General features: G+C 47.5%; 11 protein-coding genes. 7 read left to right on the top strand and 4 right to left on the bottom strand.

The genetic code is table 11. The features are described 5' to 3' along the window. The 3 genes from treS to ACTIE6_RS00535 all read right to left on the bottom strand — a co-directional run. A partial coding sequence (gene treS, locus ACTIE6_RS00545; protein ID WP_439554770.1) for a maltose alpha-D-glucosyltransferase occupies positions 1 to 1,440 on the bottom strand: 1,440 nt, incomplete at its 3' end. Between the two features lie 7 nt (positions 1,441 to 1,447). After that, positions 1,448 to 3,406 (bottom strand): alpha-1,4-glucan--maltose-1-phosphate maltosyltransferase, encoded by a 1,959-nt coding sequence (locus tag ACTIE6_RS00540; RefSeq protein WP_439554769.1) that lies wholly within the window; start codon positions 3,404 to 3,406, stop codon positions 1,448 to 1,450. 173 nt (positions 3,407 to 3,579) lie between these two features. Next, positions 3,580 to 7,791 carry a two-component regulator propeller domain-containing protein gene (locus tag ACTIE6_RS00535; RefSeq protein WP_439554768.1) on the bottom strand — a complete coding sequence of 1,404 codons (4,212 nt, stop codon included), beginning with the start codon at positions 7,789 to 7,791 and terminating at the stop codon, positions 3,580 to 3,582. Positions 7,792 to 7,984: 193 nt separating this feature from the next. Here ACTIE6_RS00535 and ACTIE6_RS00530 point away from each other — a divergent pair, with 193 nt between their 5' ends. From ACTIE6_RS00530 to ACTIE6_RS00520, 3 genes are all read left to right on the top strand, one after another. Further along, positions 7,985 to 8,362: a response regulator gene (locus ACTIE6_RS00530; RefSeq protein ID WP_439554767.1), complete on the top strand. Its 378-nt coding sequence runs from the start codon at positions 7,985 to 7,987 to the stop codon at positions 8,360 to 8,362. 68 nt (positions 8,363 to 8,430) lie between these two features. Next, a complete protein-coding gene (gene treY, locus ACTIE6_RS00525) occupies positions 8,431 to 12,657 on the top strand; it encodes a malto-oligosyltrehalose synthase (protein WP_439554766.1) in 4,227 nt (1,408 codons plus the stop codon). Positions 12,658 to 12,710: 53 nt separating this feature from the next. Further along, entirely contained in the window at positions 12,711 to 13,184 is a 474-nt protein-coding gene (locus tag ACTIE6_RS00520) for a hypothetical protein (protein ID WP_439554765.1), read from the top strand. Positions 13,185 to 13,221: 37 nt separating this feature from the next. On the opposite strand, the gene ACTIE6_RS00515 is transcribed toward ACTIE6_RS00520, so the two are convergent. Continuing rightward, on the bottom strand, positions 13,222 to 15,069 hold the full coding sequence (locus tag ACTIE6_RS00515; protein ID WP_439554764.1) for a YfbK domain-containing protein: 1,848 nt from the start codon (positions 15,067 to 15,069) through the stop codon (positions 13,222 to 13,224). A gap of 136 nt (positions 15,070 to 15,205) precedes the next feature. Here ACTIE6_RS00515 and ACTIE6_RS00510 point away from each other — a divergent pair, with 136 nt between their 5' ends. The 4 genes from ACTIE6_RS00510 to ACTIE6_RS00495 all read left to right on the top strand — a co-directional run bounded on the left by ACTIE6_RS00510 (position 15,206) and on the right by ACTIE6_RS00495 (position 18,788). After that, positions 15,206 to 15,790, top strand: coding sequence for an RNA polymerase sigma factor (locus tag ACTIE6_RS00510; RefSeq protein WP_439554763.1), 585 nt, complete (start codon positions 15,206 to 15,208; stop codon positions 15,788 to 15,790). Continuing rightward, positions 15,783 to 16,769 carry an energy transducer TonB gene (locus ACTIE6_RS00505; RefSeq protein ID WP_439554762.1) on the top strand — a complete coding sequence of 329 codons (987 nt, stop codon included), beginning with the start codon at positions 15,783 to 15,785 and terminating at the stop codon, positions 16,767 to 16,769. The genes ACTIE6_RS00510 and ACTIE6_RS00505 overlap by 8 nt, the downstream gene beginning before the upstream one ends. Positions 16,770 to 17,171: 402 nt before the next feature. Continuing rightward, a complete protein-coding gene (locus ACTIE6_RS00500; protein WP_056290003.1) occupies positions 17,172 to 17,561 on the top strand; it encodes a response regulator transcription factor in 390 nt (129 codons plus the stop codon). Between the two features lie 12 nt (positions 17,562 to 17,573). After that, complete coding sequence (locus ACTIE6_RS00495) at positions 17,574 to 18,788, top strand: sugar transferase (RefSeq protein ID WP_439554761.1); 1,215 nt, start codon at positions 17,574 to 17,576, stop codon at positions 18,786 to 18,788. The last annotated feature ends 4 nt before the right edge of the window (positions 18,789 to 18,792 follow it).

The following is an 18,792-nucleotide window of genomic DNA, read 5'->3' as shown; positions in this document are numbered from 1 at the left end:
CTTCGAGTTTTCCGAGTTCAGGAATTGAATGTCCCCACGGCTGAATGCTTTGTACTTTTTCCGGGTACTGATTGCCCGCTTCATCCACCAGAGCAATGACGATGAGTTGCGCGATTGCAGTTCCACATTCACCGCTTCGTAGTGGTATTGCGGATCCAAAATGGTCGGTAAATACAGGCGCTGCGGGTTGGCTTGCGAAAATCCTGCATTCCGGTCCGGGCTCCATTGCATAGGAGTTCTCACACCATCCCGGTCGCCAAGGTAAAAGTTATCACCCATTCCGATCTCGTCGCCATAATAGACAATAGGCGTTCCTGGAAATGTAAACAGCAGCGAATTCAGCAACTCGATTTTCTTGCGGTTGTTCTCCATCAATGGAGCCAATCTGTGGCGGATACCAAGATTAATGCGCGCCTTCGGATCTTTGACGTACACTTTGTACATATAATCCCGCTCTTCGTCAGTGACCATTTCAAGGGTCAGCTCATCATGGTTTCTCAGGAAGATACCCCATTGACAGTTATCCGGAATAGCCGGAGTCTGGTCAAAAATGTCGGTGATAGGGTAGCGGTCTTCCATTTGCAGCGACATAAACATGCGCGGCATGATAGGGAAGTGGTAGTTCATCTGGCATTCGTCTCCATCGCCGAAGTAAGCGGCAGAATCCTCAGGCCACATATTCGCTTCCGCAAGCAGCAGTGTTCCCGGGTAACGGTCATCTACATACTTCCGCAGCTTTTTAAGATATTCATGCGTTTCGGGCAGGTTCTCGCAGTTGGTACCATCACGTTCAAAGAGATAGGGTACTGCGTCCAGCCGGAATCCGTCCACGCCCATTGCGCACCAGTAATCAATAATCTTGAATATTTCATCCTGAACCAGCACGCTATCATAATTCAGGTCAGGCTGATGGTGGAAGAAGCGGTGCCAGTAGTATTGCTCTGCTTCGCTATCCCAGGTCCAGTTCGATTTTTCATAATCCTGAAAAATGATCCGCGCATCTTTGAACTGTTTCGGATCGTCCGTCCATACATAGAAATTCCGCTCGTCTGATCCTTTTGGCGCTTTCCGCGCCCGCTGGAACCAGGGGTGTTGGTCGGAAGTATGGTTGATAACCAGCTCTGTAATTACTTTCAACCCGCGTTTATGCGCTTCCTGCAAAAACGCCTGGAACTCTTCAATATCCCCGTAAGAGGGATTAATGCTGTAATAATCAGCTATATCATAACCATCGTCGCGTAGCGGTGAAGGATAAAATGGCAGCAACCAGATCGCAGTGACACCCAGATCCTGTAAGTAATCAAGCTGTTCCATCAGGCCCTTGAAATCTCCGATACCATCGCAGTTTCCATCCTTGAATGCCTTGATGTGCAGCTCGTAAATGATCGCGTCCTTATACCAATGCAGGTTCTTTTCAAGCACTCCGTTCTTATATTCCATGGTTGTCTCAGTTGAGTGGTTCAATTTTAAAAATGTGTGCCGGCATCTCGTAAGGGTTCATTTGCACGTAGTTGTACTCTCCGTGCCAATCGTAAAGCTCGCCGCTCAGCATATCGCGAACGCGGTAACTTTGCTCCCAATGCATGCCCAGTTTGTGCAGGGGTACTTTGATATTCGCTCCCTGTGTATTGAAAAAATCAAGGTTAACCGCGATGATCAGCAGGTTGTTGCTGTGCGGATCTGCTTTGGTGTAGCAGATCACCATATCATTACTGGTCTCGGCAAAATTGATGTTCCAGGTAGTTTGCAGCGCAGGATTTTCCTTCCTGATCTTGTTAACCCTCGTAATAATATCGCGGGTACGGCTGTACCGGTCCCAATCCCAATGCTTGATCTCGTACTTTTCGTTATCTGTATACTCCTCCTTGCCGGGATGCGGCGTGTTGACACCGTATTCGTAAACCGGACCGTATAAACCGTAATTGGAAGAGAGCGTAGCGGCCAAGATAAACCGCGTGATATGCGCATTCTCGCCACCTTCTACCAGGTGATGAGGTAAGATATCCGGTGTATTTGGCCAGAAGTTCGGACGAAAATAGTACTGCTGATCTGTTTTCGTCAGTTCATTTAAATACTGCTCGATTTCCCACTTGCTGTTTCGCCACGTAAAGTAGGTGTAGGATTGGTTAAAGCCGATTTTGGCAAGTCGCTCCATAACCCTCGGCCGTGTAAATGCTTCGGCTAGAAAGATAATGCGCGGGTGTTGCTTGCGCACTTCACCGATCATCCATTCCCAAAAACCAAAAGCCTTTGTATGCGGATTATCAATCCGGAATACGCTTACACCTTTTTCAATCCAGAAGTCAATCACACTTTTTAGCTCGTTCCAGAGATTCTCCCAATCGTGCGTTTCGAAGTCAAATGGAAGGATATCCTCATACCGTTTCGGCGGATTTTCTGCGTATTGCACAGTTCCGTCCGGTCGCCATTTAAACCATTGTGGATGTTCTTTCACATAGGGATGATCAGGCGCGCATTGATACGCAATGTCCATTGCGATTTCGATGCCCAGCTTTTTAGCTTCACCTACCAGCTCTTCAAAATCTTCAATCTCGCCGAGCTCAGGATGTACAGCTTTGTGTCCGCCCAGTCTGTTACCAATAGCCCAGGGTGATCCCGGATCGGTTTCGGAAGGTACAAGTGAGTTGTTTTTCCCTTTTCTTTTCATCTCACCGATCGGGTGAATAGGAGGGAAGTATAAGGTATCAAAACCCATTTTGGCTACCTTTGGGAGTAGCGCAGTCACATCTTTGAATGTGCCGTGCTGCTCAGGCTCCGGTGATGCAGATCTTGGAAAGAGTTCATACCAGCTGCTGAATGCGGCTTTTTTTCTTTCCACTTCCAGTTGAAAGGTTTTTTGAAATACAGTTATACGATCGGTATACCTGATTTTCGACATAGCAGCAGCAAGCTCGTCGCTGATCGCCAGGTTTACAGATGCCTGGTAGTCGGTATTGTTGTTAAAGAATTCAATCCATTGCTGGAAATCAGACTTGTGCTGAGCCTCAGCCAATGCACTTGCTTCTTCAAGCAGTTCTATACCAATTTTGATTTCAACTGCTATATCCTGGTGCGCGTCGTACTTTTTAACGAGCCCTTTTTTCCAGGTAGTAAAATGATCAATCCAACCTGTAAATTGATATTGGTAAAAACCCTCTTTGTCAGGAGACCAGTTTGCTTCCCAATGATCGTTGCCTGCGAACTGCATCAGGACTTCATTCCAGTTTTCTTCGGATTCGTGCTTGTAAATGACAGCGGCAGCGACCACGTCGTGACCGTCACCAAACACATCAGCCGAAAAATCAATGCTTTCACCTATGGCACGTCTTGCCGGGTATTTTCCAGACTCAACTTGGGGACTAACATTGGTGATTACCACGCGTTTTCTTCCGTCCTGGTTGCTCATCGATCTCGTTTTAAGTTTCTCATTTTGCTGAATGGACTAGCAAGCAATCAAAATCATGCCTGCAGAAATGGTTTTTTACAAACCCATCGAGGCAAAAGTATACGTTTGACGGACATTGTGTACGTATACCATTTTGAAAATGAAACTTTTAACCCGGTTACAGGTTAATTAGATCAGCTGAGGTCGGAGACCGTGTAGCGCTGCTGGTAAACGCGCTGTAATGCAGATTTTATTTCCTCATATCGCAACGGCTTGGCGATATAATCATCCATTCCGGCTGATAGACAGATCTGCCTGTCTTCCTGCATTGCATTCGCAGTCATCGCGATAATGTAAGGTTGCGGACCGGGTTGCCTGCGGATAATGCCGGTTGCTTGCAGTCCGTCCATTTCAGGCATTTGGATATCCATAAAAATGAGATCGTAAGCATTTTTGGCTGCTTCCACAGTCGCCTCTTTTCCGTTCCTGGTTACCACGGGCTTGTAGCCGAGCTTGGAAAGCACCGTCACAAACAACTTTTCATTGATCGCATTATCTTCCGCCATGAGGATCGTGAGCGGGAACTCGGCAGCGAAGCTTGTTGTAAGCGCATTTGGTGCAGTAGCTTTGGAGTCAGATGTAGTAACCTGCCTGGAAAGCTGTTTCCTGACCACTTCCCCAAGCTTCTGGTGTTTCACCGGTTTGGTCAAAACGGAAGAGAATATGCCGGGATAGTTCTTGCGCGTTTCGTCCCCCATAGAGGTAAGCAACACGATAGGTAGCTCGGGATACTTGCCCCTGATTTGCTGGGCGAGCTCTACGCCCGTCATACCGGGCATGTTCCGGTCTGTAATGACCAGGTCTATTTTGTGCTCGGCATTCAGCATTGAAAGCGCCTCCTGCCCCGATGATGCCAGTACAGGTACCAGCTTCCAGTATTTAAGCTGCGCTTCGATAATGCGGAGATTGGTTTTATTATCGTCAACAACCAATACCTGCTTGCCAGCATTTTCGCTGCCGTCTGTTGCTTCCGAAAGCTCGCCGGTATCAGGGCCGGCCGTAGTTTGAATAGTGAAAAAGAAGCTGGTACCTTTCCCGGGCTCACTTTCCGCATAAATTTCACCACCCATTAATTCAGTCAACCGCTGGCTGATCACCAGGCCGAGACCGGTACCTCCATACTTGCGGCTATGCGACGAATCAACTTGGGAAAATGCTTTGAAGAGCAGATCCAGCTTTTCATGTTCAATACCAATGCCCGTGTCCCTGACCTGGAATTTCAATTTGAATTCGGGAGTTTGCTGCGCCGGACTTTCCCGCGTTACATTCACCAGGATTTCCCCTTTGTGCGTGAATTTCACAGCATTGCTGACCAGATTGATCAGGATTTGCCTCAACCTGAGGTTATCCCCAATGATCTGGGAGGGTATATCCGGATCTATCTGGTACACGAGGTCGAGACCGAGATCGGCTGTTTTTCCGGCAAAAATCCCGAGTACCTCTTCTATGCATTCATGCAGGTCAAAGGATTTGTTTTCAAGCTCCATGTTGCCCGACTCAATTTTCGAGAAGTCAAGAATATCGTTGATTACAGTCAGCAATCCATCGCCGCAACTGATGATCGTCTGCGTATATTCAGACTGCTCTTCGGTCATTTCGGTCTGAGAAAGCAGGACCGCCATGCCCAGGATTCCGTTCATCGGGGTGCGGATTTCGTGGCTCATTGTTGCCAGAAAAACACTTTTTGCCTGGTTCGCTTTTTCGGCTTCTTTCCGCGCCTGTAATTCGTGGATGTTCTTCTGCTGCAAATCTTCATTGAGCTGGTGCAAGTTAGTTGCCTGCTCTTCCAGCGCCTGCTTCTGTCGCACCACTTCTTTGGTACGCTGAAATACCTTTTGCTGCAAAACCTGTTTCTGCTTCTTAATCACCTTCACCCTGGCCTGGTACAGCAGGTAAATGCACGCAGCAACAAGAAGCAAGCCCAGAATACGGAACCACCACGTTTGCCAGAAAGGCGGGATGATATGCAGCCGGATCGATGTACCTGTTTCATTCCAGACGCCGTCATTGTTGGAGGCTTTAACGTGGAACAGGTAGTCGCCGGGATCAAGGTTGGTGTAAGTTGCTTTTCTTGTCGTATTGGAAAAGATCCAGTCTTTGTCAAATCCTTCCAGCTTGTAGGCGTATTTGTTTTTTCGGGGTAATGTATAATTCAGCGCCGAAAATTCGAACGAAAGCATCAGGTCTTCATGTGAGACAGTAATATCCCGCGTCTGGGTAATGTGTTTAGACAATACCGAGCCACGCCCTACATGAACGGACTGATTGAAGATCTGAAAATCGGTAACATAGATAGGAGGGATGAATTTGTTGTAGCGAATGCTGTCGGGATGGAAGATATTAAGCCCGGTTTGTCCACCGAAATACATTTTGCCGGTTTTATCCCGATAGCTCGCCATTCTGTTGAACGAGGTTCCCTGCAAACCGTCGCTGATATCGAAGTTGCGGACACTCCGGGTAGTAGGATCAAATCTTGACAGTCCATTATTGCTGCTGACCCACAGCATTCCATGCGTATCTTCCAGAATGCCCCAGATCAGGTCGCTGGGAAGCCCGTCGCGCTGGGTGAATGAGGTAAATACCTTTGTTTTTGTATCAAATGAATTCAAACCACCATTGGTACCTACCCATAAATTCCCTTTGCTGTCTTCAATCGTACAGTTAACGAGGTTGTTGCTGATTGTCTTGCGGTCTTTGGGATTATGTACAAAACGTGAGAAGGTGTTTGTTTTTTCATGGTAAAGGTTCAATCCGCCGCCTTCCGTACCTATCCACAAATTTCCAGCTTTATCCATGTACACAGAAGGTACCACATCATTACTGATCGTTTCGGGATTGCGCGGGTCATTTCTGAAAGTAATGTAAGAGTAATCGGCTTTGTTGAATCGCAGTAACCCGGCGGAGCTACCTATCCAGATGTGGCCTTTGCGGTCGTCAACCATCGCGTAAATGTTCGCGGTAATTGGTTTGAGTCTGGGATTGTTGTTCAGGTTGACAAACCTGCCGGTGGTATTGTCAAAGAAGCTTAGTCCGCCTTTGTAATTCCCGATCCAGATTTTTCCCTCCTGGTCCCGGATCAGGGAAGTTATAAAATCGCTGGCAACAGATGCATTGTTTCCCGGCACATGCATATAATGTTTGAAGCTGCCTGTCTCCGGGTTCATCACATTGACACCGCCTCCGTCCGTGCCCAGCCACATTTGCCCGTTCAGGTCTTCGGCCAGGGAAAGTACATTATCGTTGTTCAAACCATCCTGTATCGCAGGAATGCTTCTGTACCGATTGAATTTGAGTGGTTCATGATCCAGGATGTTCACACCTCCGCTGAAAGTACCCACCCACATGGTGCCGTTTTTGTCACAGAACATCGAGTAGATAGATCCATTGTTGATACCTTCTGCATTGGCCTTGCTGAATGCATATTTCGTGAAAGTCCCGTCTTTTTCAAGAATGTTGATCCCACCGTTTCGGGTACCTATCCAGAGCCGGCCGGCCTTATCTTCTTCAAAAGACAGGATATCATTGTGTGAAATGCTTTCAGGCCGCGCCGGATCATGGCGGAACTTCTTGAAAGTCCCGTTCAGCCGGTCGAGCATATTCAACCCGCCGCCTTCCGTGGCGATCCAGAGAAATTGATTCCTGTCTTCATAAATGCTGTTGATTTCGCCCGGACCCATGGAGGTTTTGTCTGCGGGATTGTGGCGGTAATGCGTAAACTTGCCCGTTTTCGGATCAAGCCTGTTCAAACCGCCCGACAATGTTCCTGCCCAGATAAAGCCCTCACTATCTGCAAGCACACTTCTCACATAACTCTGGCTGATCGAATTCGGATCCGAAGGTTTGTGCCGGTAATGCGAGAAACGTTTTTTTGCCGCATCATAGTAACTCAGCCCGTCAGCAGTGCCGATCCAGATGTGGCCTGATGGGTCCTGTACAATGGAAGTAACTTTGTTGTTCGCCAGACTTCCTGCTATGCCGGGGTCGTGCCTGAAATTGGTGAAACTGTCCAGCTGGTAGTTGTAAATACTCAGTCCGCCATCGTTCGTCCCGATCCACAATTTTCCTTTATTATCTTCAAATAATGCGGTAATGTAGCTGTGAGGGATACTTTTCGGGTTTTGCGGATCGTGCCGGTAAACCGTAAAACGGTACCCGTCATACATATTCAGTCCATCCTGAGTGCCAAACCACATGAAACCGCGCCTGTCCATTAGGATGCAGTTCACATTATTCTGAGACAAGCCCATATTGGTTGTAAGGTGGCGGAAAGGACGATTTCTGGTTTGGGCGCTAGAATCGTAAAATGCAAACGTGAGTATAAAACAAAGCAGCAGAGGTAGTTTCATTAGCAATCAGCACCTAATTAGTATTAGTCAGACATTTCAGGGGAGGAATAGGCGGTAGAAATTGTACATTGGTCTCCTTTTGTTAACTAATTCTACAATTACACTTAAATGTAAAACAAAAATTTATTTTTCTACATTTATTGTTCTTTACGTCTGGCAGAAGGTTTTGTTATGACCTCTATTTCCTGCATGCATGGAATTCATAATCATTGATGATAGCGTATTCGACCTGTTCACACAGGAAAAGCTGCTGCTGAAAAGCGGGCTGGCTTCCATTGTGCATACATTCAGCTCGGCTGAGCTGGCGGAAGAGTACCTCGTGCAGCAGACCCATGAAATGCCGGAAACCGTCATACTGCTCGACTTGCAAATGCCCGGTCTTAACGGTTTCCAGTTTGCCGAACATTACGGACTGCTCCCTCCCGGGGTCAGAAACCGCATCAGGCTCTTCATGACTTCTTCCACCGTCGATCCGAACGATTTCGCCCAGGCCGAGCGCAATCCGTTTATCATTAAGCTGCTACCAAAGCCGCTCGACCTTGCTTTATTACGGTCGCTGCTGCGTGCGTGATCAATTGCTGTGCTGAAACTGTCTGGCATAATATTTAAAGGGCAGGGTCAGATCAAAAACAGCATTTTATGAATCATCCTGCATCTACTTATCGCATACAGTTCAATAATACATTTACATTTAAGGACTTTGAAAAACTGATTCCCTATTTCCGGAAACTGGGTGTTGGTACTATATATGCATCGCCTATCCTGGAATCTACACCGGGCAGTACGCATGGATACGACGGCGTGAATCCGGCGGATATCGATCCCGAGCTGGGTACGCTCGATCAGCTCAAAGCAATCAGCGGCAAGCTTCACGAAGGAAACATTGGCTGGTTGCAGGACATTGTTCCCAACCACATGGCTTTCCATTCCGACAATCCCTGGCTGATGGATGTGCTCGAAAAGGGAACACAGTCACGCTATGCATCTTTCTTTGACATTGCGTGGAACAACCGGCTTTTTAAGGGCCGTATTATGGTTCCCTTTCTTGCGAATGATCTTGCGGAAGTGATAGAAAGCGGGGAGTTACAGCTGGTTTATACCAATAACAGGCTGATGCTCGAATTTTCCGGCGGCGCTTTCCCGCTTAACCTGAGATCTTATCAGCGCATTCTTTCAGTCGGAGAAAGCGATCAGCCGCAGTCCATTCAGCAATTTGTTACACAGCTCAAGGAGATCCATGAAGTAGAAGATCCGAATGTATTTTCGGAAAGATGGAATGAGCTGATGTTGCAGCTTGCATCTTTATACAAGAATGAGCAGATCAAAAAGTACATTGATGATACCCTGACGCATTTCAATGCGAGCAAGGAGCTGTTAACAGAAGTAGCCGATTTGCAGACCTATGTGCTTTGCCACTGGCAGAAAACAGAGGAACAGATCAACTTCCGCCGCTTTTTCACGGTAAACGGACTGATCTGCCTGAATATGCAGAATGACAAAGTTTTTGACGAATACCACAGACTGACGAAAGAGCTTGTAAAAGAAGGCGTGTTCCAGGGATTGCGAATCGACCACATTGACGGACTGTTTGATCCCGATATGTATCTTGACAAACTGCGGAATGCAGTAGGAGAGGATACCTACATTATTGCCGAAAAGATCCTCGAAAAAGAGGAAGACCTGCCGGAGAACTGGCCCATTCAGGGAACGACAGGTTATGAGTTTTTGGCTATGATCAATAATCTCCTGTCCAATCCTGAGGCAGAGAAAACATTTGATGCATTTTATCAAAAGCTCGTGGCTTCCGACAAGCCAATTCATGATCAGCTTTTGAGTAAAAAGTCTGAGATACTATACGGCCACATGGGCGGCGAGCTTGAAAACCTGTACCAGCTGTTTATTGAGCTGGAACTTGCTTCGAACGTCGAACTGGAAGCGGCCGGGAAAGAAAATGTCAAAAAATTCATCGGCGAATTCCTCGTGCATTGTCCGGTATACAGGTACTATGGCAACCAGATGCCACTTTCGGATTCAGAGAATGCGGCATTGAAGTCTATTATTGAAGAGGTACTTACATACCACCCGGACCTGGCAAAAGCGGCAAAGCTGTTTTCAAAGTGCATGATCGAAGCGCCTGGCGAACAGGAAGATGAAGAATATAATGGTCGTGCGCTGGAATTCTATCAGCGTTGCATGCAGTTTTCAGGTCCGCTGATGGCGAAAGGAGGGGAGGATACCCTGATGTATACCAATAACCGCTTCATCGCACATAATGAAGTAGGCGATTTCCCGGATCGGTTTGGTGTGACTGTAAAGGATTTTCATCATTACATGACCAAGCGCCAGCAAAAGTGGCCGCTCGCATTGAACGCAACTTCCACGCATGATACCAAGCGCGGCGAGGATGTGCGTGCGAGATTGAATGTGCTGACAGACCTGGGTGAGGGCTGGATTGAAAAAGTGGAAGAATGGCGTAAGCTGACCGCTGATCTCAGAGCAGGTGGAAAAGGCCCTGATGCGAACGACGAGTACCTGATCTACCAAACCATCACAGGTGCGCACCCGATGCCCGGCGAAGACGAGGACGATTTTTCAAACAGGCTTGCCGAATACCTGCAAAAAGCTTTGCGGGAAGGTAAAGTAAACTCTTCATGGTCGGAGCCGGACGAAGAATATGAGCAAAAAGCAAAGGATTTTGCGGCTGCATTGCTAAAAAGCGATAGCGCTTTTTACAAAGATTTTCAGGCATTCCTGGGCGATATAGCAGATTATGGATTGATCAACTCACTGGCTCAGGTACTGCTCAAATTTACGCTGCCAGGTATTCCGGACGTTTACCAGGGCTGCGAGTTGTGGGATTTCTCACTGGTCGATCCCGACAACAGGCGCGCGCCGGATTTTGAAAAACGAACTAAATGGTTGAATGAACTGGAAGAATACGATTCCGACAGGCTGCTTGAAAAGCTGTGGGACGAGCGGTATAATGCGAAAATCAAGCTGTGGCTCACCGCGCAGCTCTTCCATTTGCGCAGGGACGAAGCCCATATCTTTACCGAAGGACATTACATTTCTCTGAAAACCAGGGGCGAGTACAAAAACCATTTAATGGCTTTTGCCCGGAAGCACAAGAAGGATTACTACGTGGTAGTGATTCCAATGCACATTGCGGCGCTTTGTAAAGAACAGCAAACATCCTTTTTTGAGCTGGATTGGAAAGATACCAGTGTAGTATTGCCTGACGGACTTGCGCCGGAATGGCTGGATGTTTTGACACAACAAAAAGGGGAGTGGCAAGGCAAGTTGGTGCCATCGGAGGTGTTTGGCAAGTTACCATTTGGTTTGCTCAAAGGTTCAAAGCCGGATAATGAGCGTAAAGCAGGTGTTTTACTCCACATTACCTCACTGCCTTCTCCTTTCGGGATAGGTGACCTGGGGCCGCAGGCATTTACATTCGCCGATTTTCTGAACAAAAGTAACCAGCGGATCTGGCAGTTACTGCCGCTCAACCCGACTGAACCTTCGCAGGCTAACTCGCCTTATAGCGCGGTATCAAGCCGGGCGGGTAATCCGTTGCTGATCAGTCCGGAACTGCTGGCGAATGAAGGTTTGCTGGATGCCGAAAGTCTCGCCGACTTCCATATCGATCCGTCAGATAAAGTGGATTACGAAGAAGCAAACCGGATCAAGACGGAAATTCTTGAAAAAGCATTTGCAGCATATAAGGAGCAGGACAAAGCCGGCGACCAGCAGTCTTACAATGATTTTTGTGAGCAAAATGCAGAGTGGTTGCCGGATTTTGCCACTTACATTGTATTGAAAACACAACATGACGGTAAGCCCTGGCACGAGTGGCCTGATCAGTTCAAGATGCGCGACGAGGCTGCTATCAAGGAAATTGAAAGCACGCAGTCAGAGCTGATTGAGTTTGTGAAATGGCAGCAGTTCATTTTTGACAAGCAATGGAAAAGCCTGCGGGAGTACTGCAACAATCTCGAAATCAAGCTGCTGGGAGACATTCCATTCTACGTAAGCTACGATTCTGCCGATGTTTGGGCAAATAAGGAGCTATTCTGCGTGGATAAATCGGGCAAGATCACCGGGGTAGCCGGTGTGCCGCCAGATGCGTTTTCTGACGATGGCCAACTTTGGGGAATGCCGGTTTTCAATTGGGAAGTTGTTGAGAAGCAGGGATATCAATGGTGGATAGACCGTCTGAAAAAGAATGTAGAGCTCTTTGACACCGTTCGGTTAGACCATTTCCGCGCATTCGCTGATTATTGGGAAGTACCCGGTGATGAGAAAACTGCCGTAAACGGGAAATGGAAGCTTGGGCCGGATGCTGCATTCTTTGAAAAGATCCAGTCTGCATTGGGTAAGTTGCCTTTTATCGCAGAGGATTTGGGCGAGATCGGGCCGGAGGTTTACAAGCTGCGCGATCAATTCTCATTGCCAGGGATGAAGGTACTTCAATTTGCATTCGACGAAAACATGCCGCAGTCAGACCATATCCCGCATAATTATGAATTCAACTTCATCGCTTACACGGGAACACACGATAATAATACGACGCGTGGCTGGTTTAAGCAGTCGGCTGAGGATGGTGTGAAAGAGAGACTGGAACGTTATACCGGCAAGGAAGTAACCGAGGAAAATGCGTACGCAGAAATGGCGCGATTGATTTATCAGTCTGTCGCCAAAATCGCGATACTGCCTATGCAGGATGTACTTAATCTGGATGAAAGTGCGAAGATGAACGTACCGGGTTCGAATGAAGATAACTGGGCCTGGCGGTTACTGCCGGACCAGTATGGCGAGAAGGACCAGCAGTTCCTGGCCGAGCTGGCACAATTGTACAACCGTGATTAGTTTTTGGCCCACATACCTTTTATTTTGTGGGCCAAATAAGCTGTTTTACACAAATGAAAAATCCCGTTTTCCCGTCTTTACTAACACTGTTCGCACTGATTGCAACGCTGATTTCCTGCAATAAAACAGCCGGAGATCCCAAGGAAGCCGCTGCATATCTTACTGCTGCGCCCAAGTGGAAAATAGATGAGATCAGAGTAAATGATAAGGTTACATTCGAGAAGGGGAAAATGACGCAGCAATTCGGCGGCATCGATTTCCGGCGTTATATGGAGATTGTCGAGATCCGGAAAGACGGGAATTTCGAAGGTGTGTTCAAAGGAGAATCTACACCTTTCAAGCTGCAATGGAAGTTGAATGAAAACAAGATCACGGTGGGCCTGCCAGGCGCGCCGCCTTCACCGGGAGACTGGACGATCGCTCCGGCTGACGTCGACGAAAATTCATTCATCATGAAAACCCAGAGCACCGCCTACGATTACCCGAACGTCACTAAAATTGCATTGAAGTTCAAATCCTTAAAGTAGAGAAGAGAGCGCCTGATCAGGCGCTCTCTTTTTGTTATTACTCCTTACTTGCAGTTTGTTTCGGGTCTTGTAAAGACTGTGCCTTTTTCACAAGCTGCACAAATTCAGCGCGGTATCCTTCATTGTCTTTCCCCAATGCACTTTGCGCCTTGCTGATCACATCTCCATAAGTAGCCTCGCCTTTGAACTCCGAGTCCCTCAGCAAGAGTCCGAATTCTGCTACTGCCGCGGAGAACCTGAGGTTTTCTGAACAGCTTGCAAATGAATGCGAACTGTTACCTACAGGCAGATCAAACAACTTGCTGTTTTCACTATCCGGCTCTTTGTAACGCACTTTGATCGTGAGCATTTCATCTGTTTTTCCGGTTGCTGAAATATTGTTTTTCTGGTATTTCAACGAATCAACTTTCGGTAAGTAGTCGCTTTTGAAATCTGCCGGAATAAGCTCGTAAATGGCAGTAACAATGTGGCCGGAGCCCATTTCGCCTGCATCCTTTTTATCATCATGGAATTCCTCGTTTTTGAGCGCCCGGTTTTCGTAGCCGATCAGCCTGTAAGCCTGCACGTGCGCGGGATTAAATTCGATCTGTATTTTCACATCTTTGGCAACCGTAAATAATGTCCCGCCGAATTCATGCACAAATTCCTTTCTGGCTTCCTGCAGGTTATCAATGTATGCATAATTTCCATTGCCTTTGTCAGCCAGGGTTTCGGCCAGGTTATCCTTATAGTTGCCCATTCCAAATCCCATTACGCTGAGGAAAATACCGCTTTTCCTTTTCTGCTGGATGAGCCGCTGCAAGCCTGCTTCGCTGGAAACACCTACATTGAAGTCTCCGTCGGTCGCCAGGATCACGCGGTTATTGCCTTTGTTTATAAAATGAGCCGCGGCGAGATCATAAGCGAGTTCAATGCCCTCGCCTCCCGCGGTAGAGCCGCCTGCTTCCAGCTTATCAAGCGCATCTTTAATCTTCGACTTTTCACTTCCCGAAGTAGGAGGTAAGATGATACCTGCGGCGCCGGCATAAGCAACAATGGAGATCTTGTCCTGTTCCCGCAGCTGACCAACCAGTAATTTGAGCGCCTGCTTTACCAGCGGCAGCTTGTTTTCATCTGTCATGGATCCGGATACATCCACCAGGAACACCATGTTGGAGGCTGGGAGATTTTGTACAGCCACTTTCTTCGCCTGCATACCAATGTGCAACAGTTTGAGACCCTTGTTCCAGGGCGAGTCGGTCAGCTCTGTGGTAAGCGCAATGGGCGCGTCGCCTTTGGGTTGCGGATAGTTGTAGTCAAAGTAATTGATCATTTCCTCAATACGCACGGCGTCGGCAGGAGGCAGACTGCCATTGTTGAGGTAGCGGCGGATATTGCTGTATGAAGCCCGGTCCACATCCGCCGCAAAGGTGGTAACTGCCTGCTGGCTGGTCACCTGGAAGCCATTTTCGTTGATCAGCTTATGAGATTCATTTGTTACATCTACTAGGGTGTTACTGTGCCGCATTACATTGGCAGATGGAAGCGGGGCCGACATTCCTGCAAATTGAGGAGTCACCTTCTTTACCGCCTGCTCGTAAGTGCCCACAGTGAGTCGCTGCTTTCCGAAATGAGGTTCTGATTTTTTGAGAACAATGTCCAGGAAAGCGGAGGACGTAATAGTTACCAGCTGTACTTCAAATCCAGGCGCGGATACTTGGAGGGGTTTTGTAAAATCGGGAATGGAAATGGTGAATTTTCCTTGCTGATCGGAAGTAGCAATGGTTTTACTGCCGTCGATGGAAATGCGGGCGCCTGCTACCGGCTGTCCCCTGATGACCTTGTTGGGCACCGCGGCAAAAGCACTGAGGAATAAAGCAAGGAGTATTACGATCTTTCCTTTCATGGTTAATAAAGTTTTAGTTTATTGACTGGATGCAAGCCGGAAAGTTTTTCCATAAAAGTTTTCAAAAATTTTATGGAAAATAGCCGCCGCCTGCATCCAGGTGTTAGTTGAATGGATTTTCGTCAAGCATATTCATGTGAGGTTTTTAAAGGTTTTTACAAAAAAGCATCAGCATCTACTGTCGGAGCCGGAGCTGCTGGAAGCGTACCGCGCATCCGGTGAGCTCAGGCTGCTGGGGATTTTGTATGAACCTTATATGGATACCGTATTCGGGATCTGCTTTAAATACCTCAAAGATGAAAACCGCTCAAAAGATGCGGTTATGCACATTTTTGAGAAGCTGGTGAAAGATCTGCGGGTGCACGAAGTGCATCATTTCAGCAGCTGGCTGCATTCGGTAGCAAGGAATTACTGTTTAATGCAGCTGCGTACGGAAAAGGTGTTTGTTTCCATGGAGGAACATGCGGAAGAGGCATTAGACCAGCTGGCGGGAGTTGATTCCGGAGATGCGGATATGTTTGAGGAAAAACAGCTGTTGTCGCTTGAAAAGTGTATTTCGACCTTGTCGCCCGAGCAAAAGCGATCTGTGAACCTGTTTTACATGGAGCGCAAATGCTACCGGGAAATTGCCTCCGAAACGGGGTTTGGTTTAGAGAAAGTGAAGAGCTATATCCAGAACGGGAAGCGGAACCTGAAAATTTGTATGGAAAGAAATGGCTGAGTTTGACCAACGTTCCCCCATTAACCTGAAAGATTTCGTGCGGTACCAGAGCGGCGAAATGTCTTTTCCGGAGCAGCATGCTTTTGAGAAGCGGCTTCTCTCGGACCCTGCATTCGCGGAGGCTTATGAAGGATTTACATTGCTGAACCCGACTTCTGCACAAGCCGACAAGCTGCATGCCGAACTGGCTGATAAGCTTACAGCAAGAACTGCGTCCAACGGATCACGGAAGACCAGTTTATGGACTTATGCCTCCGCAGCCTCCGTCATCATCACTGCGGGGATTCTGTGGATTGTTTTAGCCAAAGACAAGGTTGTAGAAAAGGTAAGTAAAGTACCCGCGCCCATTGAGCAGCCGGTAATCAAGCCAGCAGAACCCCTGCCGGACGCAAACGTAAATGCAGCCCCGATTGCAACAGCTCCTGAACTGCCCAGGAAAAAGCAGCGGCCTGTCCGCACACAGCCTGAGCAACTTGCGCCAGAGCCGCTAGTCGCTGCCGCTCCTTTATTAGATGAGAATGTGAAGGCTGATTCTGACTTTGTGAAAGCCAGAGTCGCTGTCTCTGAACCTGTACCTTCCGCATTTGCTGCACCTCCGTCCTCCATTCAGTGGCTGGGAAGAGCGGCTCCTGCCAAAATGAGCAGATCTACATCGCGGCTTGTTTCTGATGGTGCTTTGAGTGAACAATCGGATGTTTTATCAACAGATAAGCCGCAGCCAAAAGCAGGCTGGCAACAATACCTATCCTACATGCAGCAAAATACGCCTGCGTACGAGGGTAGCGAAACGGTGATCGTCAGCTTCACCGTCAAAGCCGACGGGACACTTACGGCCCTCAAAGCTACCGGCAAAGTATCCCTCCAATCTGCTGCAATCGAGGTTGTACGTAAAGGTCCGGCCTGGACGCCCGCGAAACAGAATGGTAGCCCGGTTGACGCGACCGCTGAGGTTGCGATTTACTTCCACGCTGCCAAATAATCTGAACAGCCTCAACTGGTTACATTTTACGTAGAATTAATTAGGAAAATTTTTTCAAATTCTGCCGGGGATTTTTTGTGATGTAGTTCCCAGTGCATAATTTTACTACCTACTCTCTACAACTCATCTCTCTTTAAACATAATAGCTTGCTATTGTCCTGAATAACTTTGAATTAACCTAAACAATGGAAAAGGGGCATTAGAAATGAACAAAAACAGCGCAACGCAATTGGATTTACTGTTTTGTTATGAAAAGTATTATGACTATCTCTACAAAATAATTCCATCTGATACTTGCGCATGAAAGTCAACTAGTTTGAATGCGTAATTCGATGAATTCTGATGGTTTAACAAACGCGTTTTAAGATCTGTACCAGCATTTGATTTATTTTTTACATCTCCATGGACATTAAAAGAAGTCTGTTGATCATCGACGACGAGCCGAGTATCACCAAAATATTAGAGCATTTTTTAAAGAAAGATTTCAACGTTATCATTAAAAGTGACGGCTCAGAAGGTATGCTTTGGCTGGAAGAGGGCAATCACGCCGATCTGATCATTGCCGACCTGCATATGCCGAACCTGAGCGGAAAGGAATTTTTGAAAGTGACCAAAGCGAGTAACCTCTACTCGGAAATACCCATTATCATCCTGTCGGGCTCCGACGAGAGCAGCGAGCGTATCCAGTGCCTGAACCTGGGCGCGGATGATTTTATGGTAAAACCTTTTAACCCCATGGAGGTACACGCCAAGATCAATGCGATCCTCCGCCGCGCCAAAAGATACTCCTAATCAGTTTAGAAGATGGAAATTGCAAGCGAAATCCCGACGCCCGGTGCTGAGACGAAGTCTTACACAGCTCAGTTCAGGGTGATGTACCTGAATGTCGATTTTGATCATTACATTAATTTCACAGAACGCTTTGCCGATTCTCTGCAGGTAGAGTATTTCAGCAGCCGGGAGAATCTGCTTGCTGCACTTCAGGAGAATTTTCCGGCAGACGTGATCATTGCGCACGAAAACAGCGGCGGTATTGAGCTGCTGGATTATATCCGGAGTACTGCCGGTTTTGGCAATATCCCGTTTATACTCATGGTCGACAAGCTCACGCGCGCCTCGATCGAAACTGCGCGGGAGAAGCACGCAGACGATATCTTCTCTGTGCGTTTCGATGATGGTGACCTGATTACCAGGATCAAATATTTCAAGAAAAGACAGTGGTATGTTGCCAATAAGGCACTTAAAAAAATTGGTGACCAGAGTGCACATACGCCTTTATGGAAGCGTAGTATTGACATTATTACCACGGGTACAGCTGTTCTTTTGTTGCTCCCGGTGTTTATCATCGTCGCCATTCTGATCCGCCTGGATTCAAAAGGCCCTGTTTTTTATAAATCAAAAAGGGTAGGGAGCGGTTACAAGATTTTTGACCTCTACAAGTTCCGCACCATGCGTACTGATGCCGACCAGCAGATCCGCAAAATGGCTGCATTGAGTATGTATAACAAGTCAACTGAGCCGGTACAGCAGATGGAAACCAGCGGGTTGTGCGCGGAGTGCCAGGCCGGAAAACAATGCAAGAGCCTGTTGTTCCACGATGGTAAGGAAATTTGCGAAAAGCTGTACCACTTCCAGAAGGAGCAGAAAGCGGCATTTATGAAGTTTCAGAATGATCCAAGGATCACGCGGTTTGGTCAGTTCCTTCGCAATTCCAGTATCGACGAGCTTCCACAGCTGATCAACATTCTGAAAGGGGATATGTCGCTGGTGGGCAACCGGCCACTGCCACTGTATGAGGCTGAAAAAATGACGACCGACGATAAAATTTTCCGTTTCGCGGGACCAGCCGGATTGACGGGCCTCTGGCAGGTTACCAAAAGAGGAAAAGGAAAAGCAGATATGTCGGAAGAGGAGCGGACGCAGCTTGATATTACTTATGCAAAGGAGTTTTCATTCAAAATGGATATGCAGATTATCCTGAAAACCTTCCCCGCACTTTTACAATCCGAAAACGTTTAGATGC

It is taken from the genome of Dyadobacter sp., from assembly GCF_051859145.1.
GTDB lineage: Bacteria > Bacteroidota > Bacteroidia > Cytophagales > Spirosomataceae > Dyadobacter.
This window is presented reverse-complemented; position numbering and strand designations above follow the sequence as displayed.

Bases quoted from the DNA above. Each gene is read 5' to 3' on its own strand.
- ACTIE6_RS00535 (WP_439554768.1), bottom strand. From the start codon at position 7,791: ATGAAACTACCTCTGCTGCTTTGTTTTATACTCACGTTTGCATTTTAC.
- ACTIE6_RS00540 (WP_439554769.1), bottom strand. From the start codon at position 3,406: ATGAGCAACCAGGACGGAAGAAAACGCGTGGTAATCACCAATGTTAGT.
- ACTIE6_RS00530 (WP_439554767.1), top strand. From the start codon at position 7,985: ATGGAATTCATAATCATTGATGATAGCGTATTCGACCTGTTCACACAG.
- treY (WP_439554766.1), top strand. From the start codon at position 8,431: ATGAATCATCCTGCATCTACTTATCGCATACAGTTCAATAATACATTT.
- ACTIE6_RS00505 (WP_439554762.1), top strand. From the start codon at position 15,783: ATGGCTGAGTTTGACCAACGTTCCCCCATTAACCTGAAAGATTTCGTG.
- ACTIE6_RS00495 (WP_439554761.1), top strand. From the start codon at position 17,574: ATGGAAATTGCAAGCGAAATCCCGACGCCCGGTGCTGAGACGAAGTCT.
- ACTIE6_RS00515 (WP_439554764.1), bottom strand. From the start codon at position 15,069: ATGAAAGGAAAGATCGTAATACTCCTTGCTTTATTCCTCAGTGCTTTT.
- ACTIE6_RS00500 (WP_056290003.1), top strand. From the start codon at position 17,172: ATGGACATTAAAAGAAGTCTGTTGATCATCGACGACGAGCCGAGTATC.
- ACTIE6_RS00520 (WP_439554765.1), top strand. From the start codon at position 12,711: ATGAAAAATCCCGTTTTCCCGTCTTTACTAACACTGTTCGCACTGATT.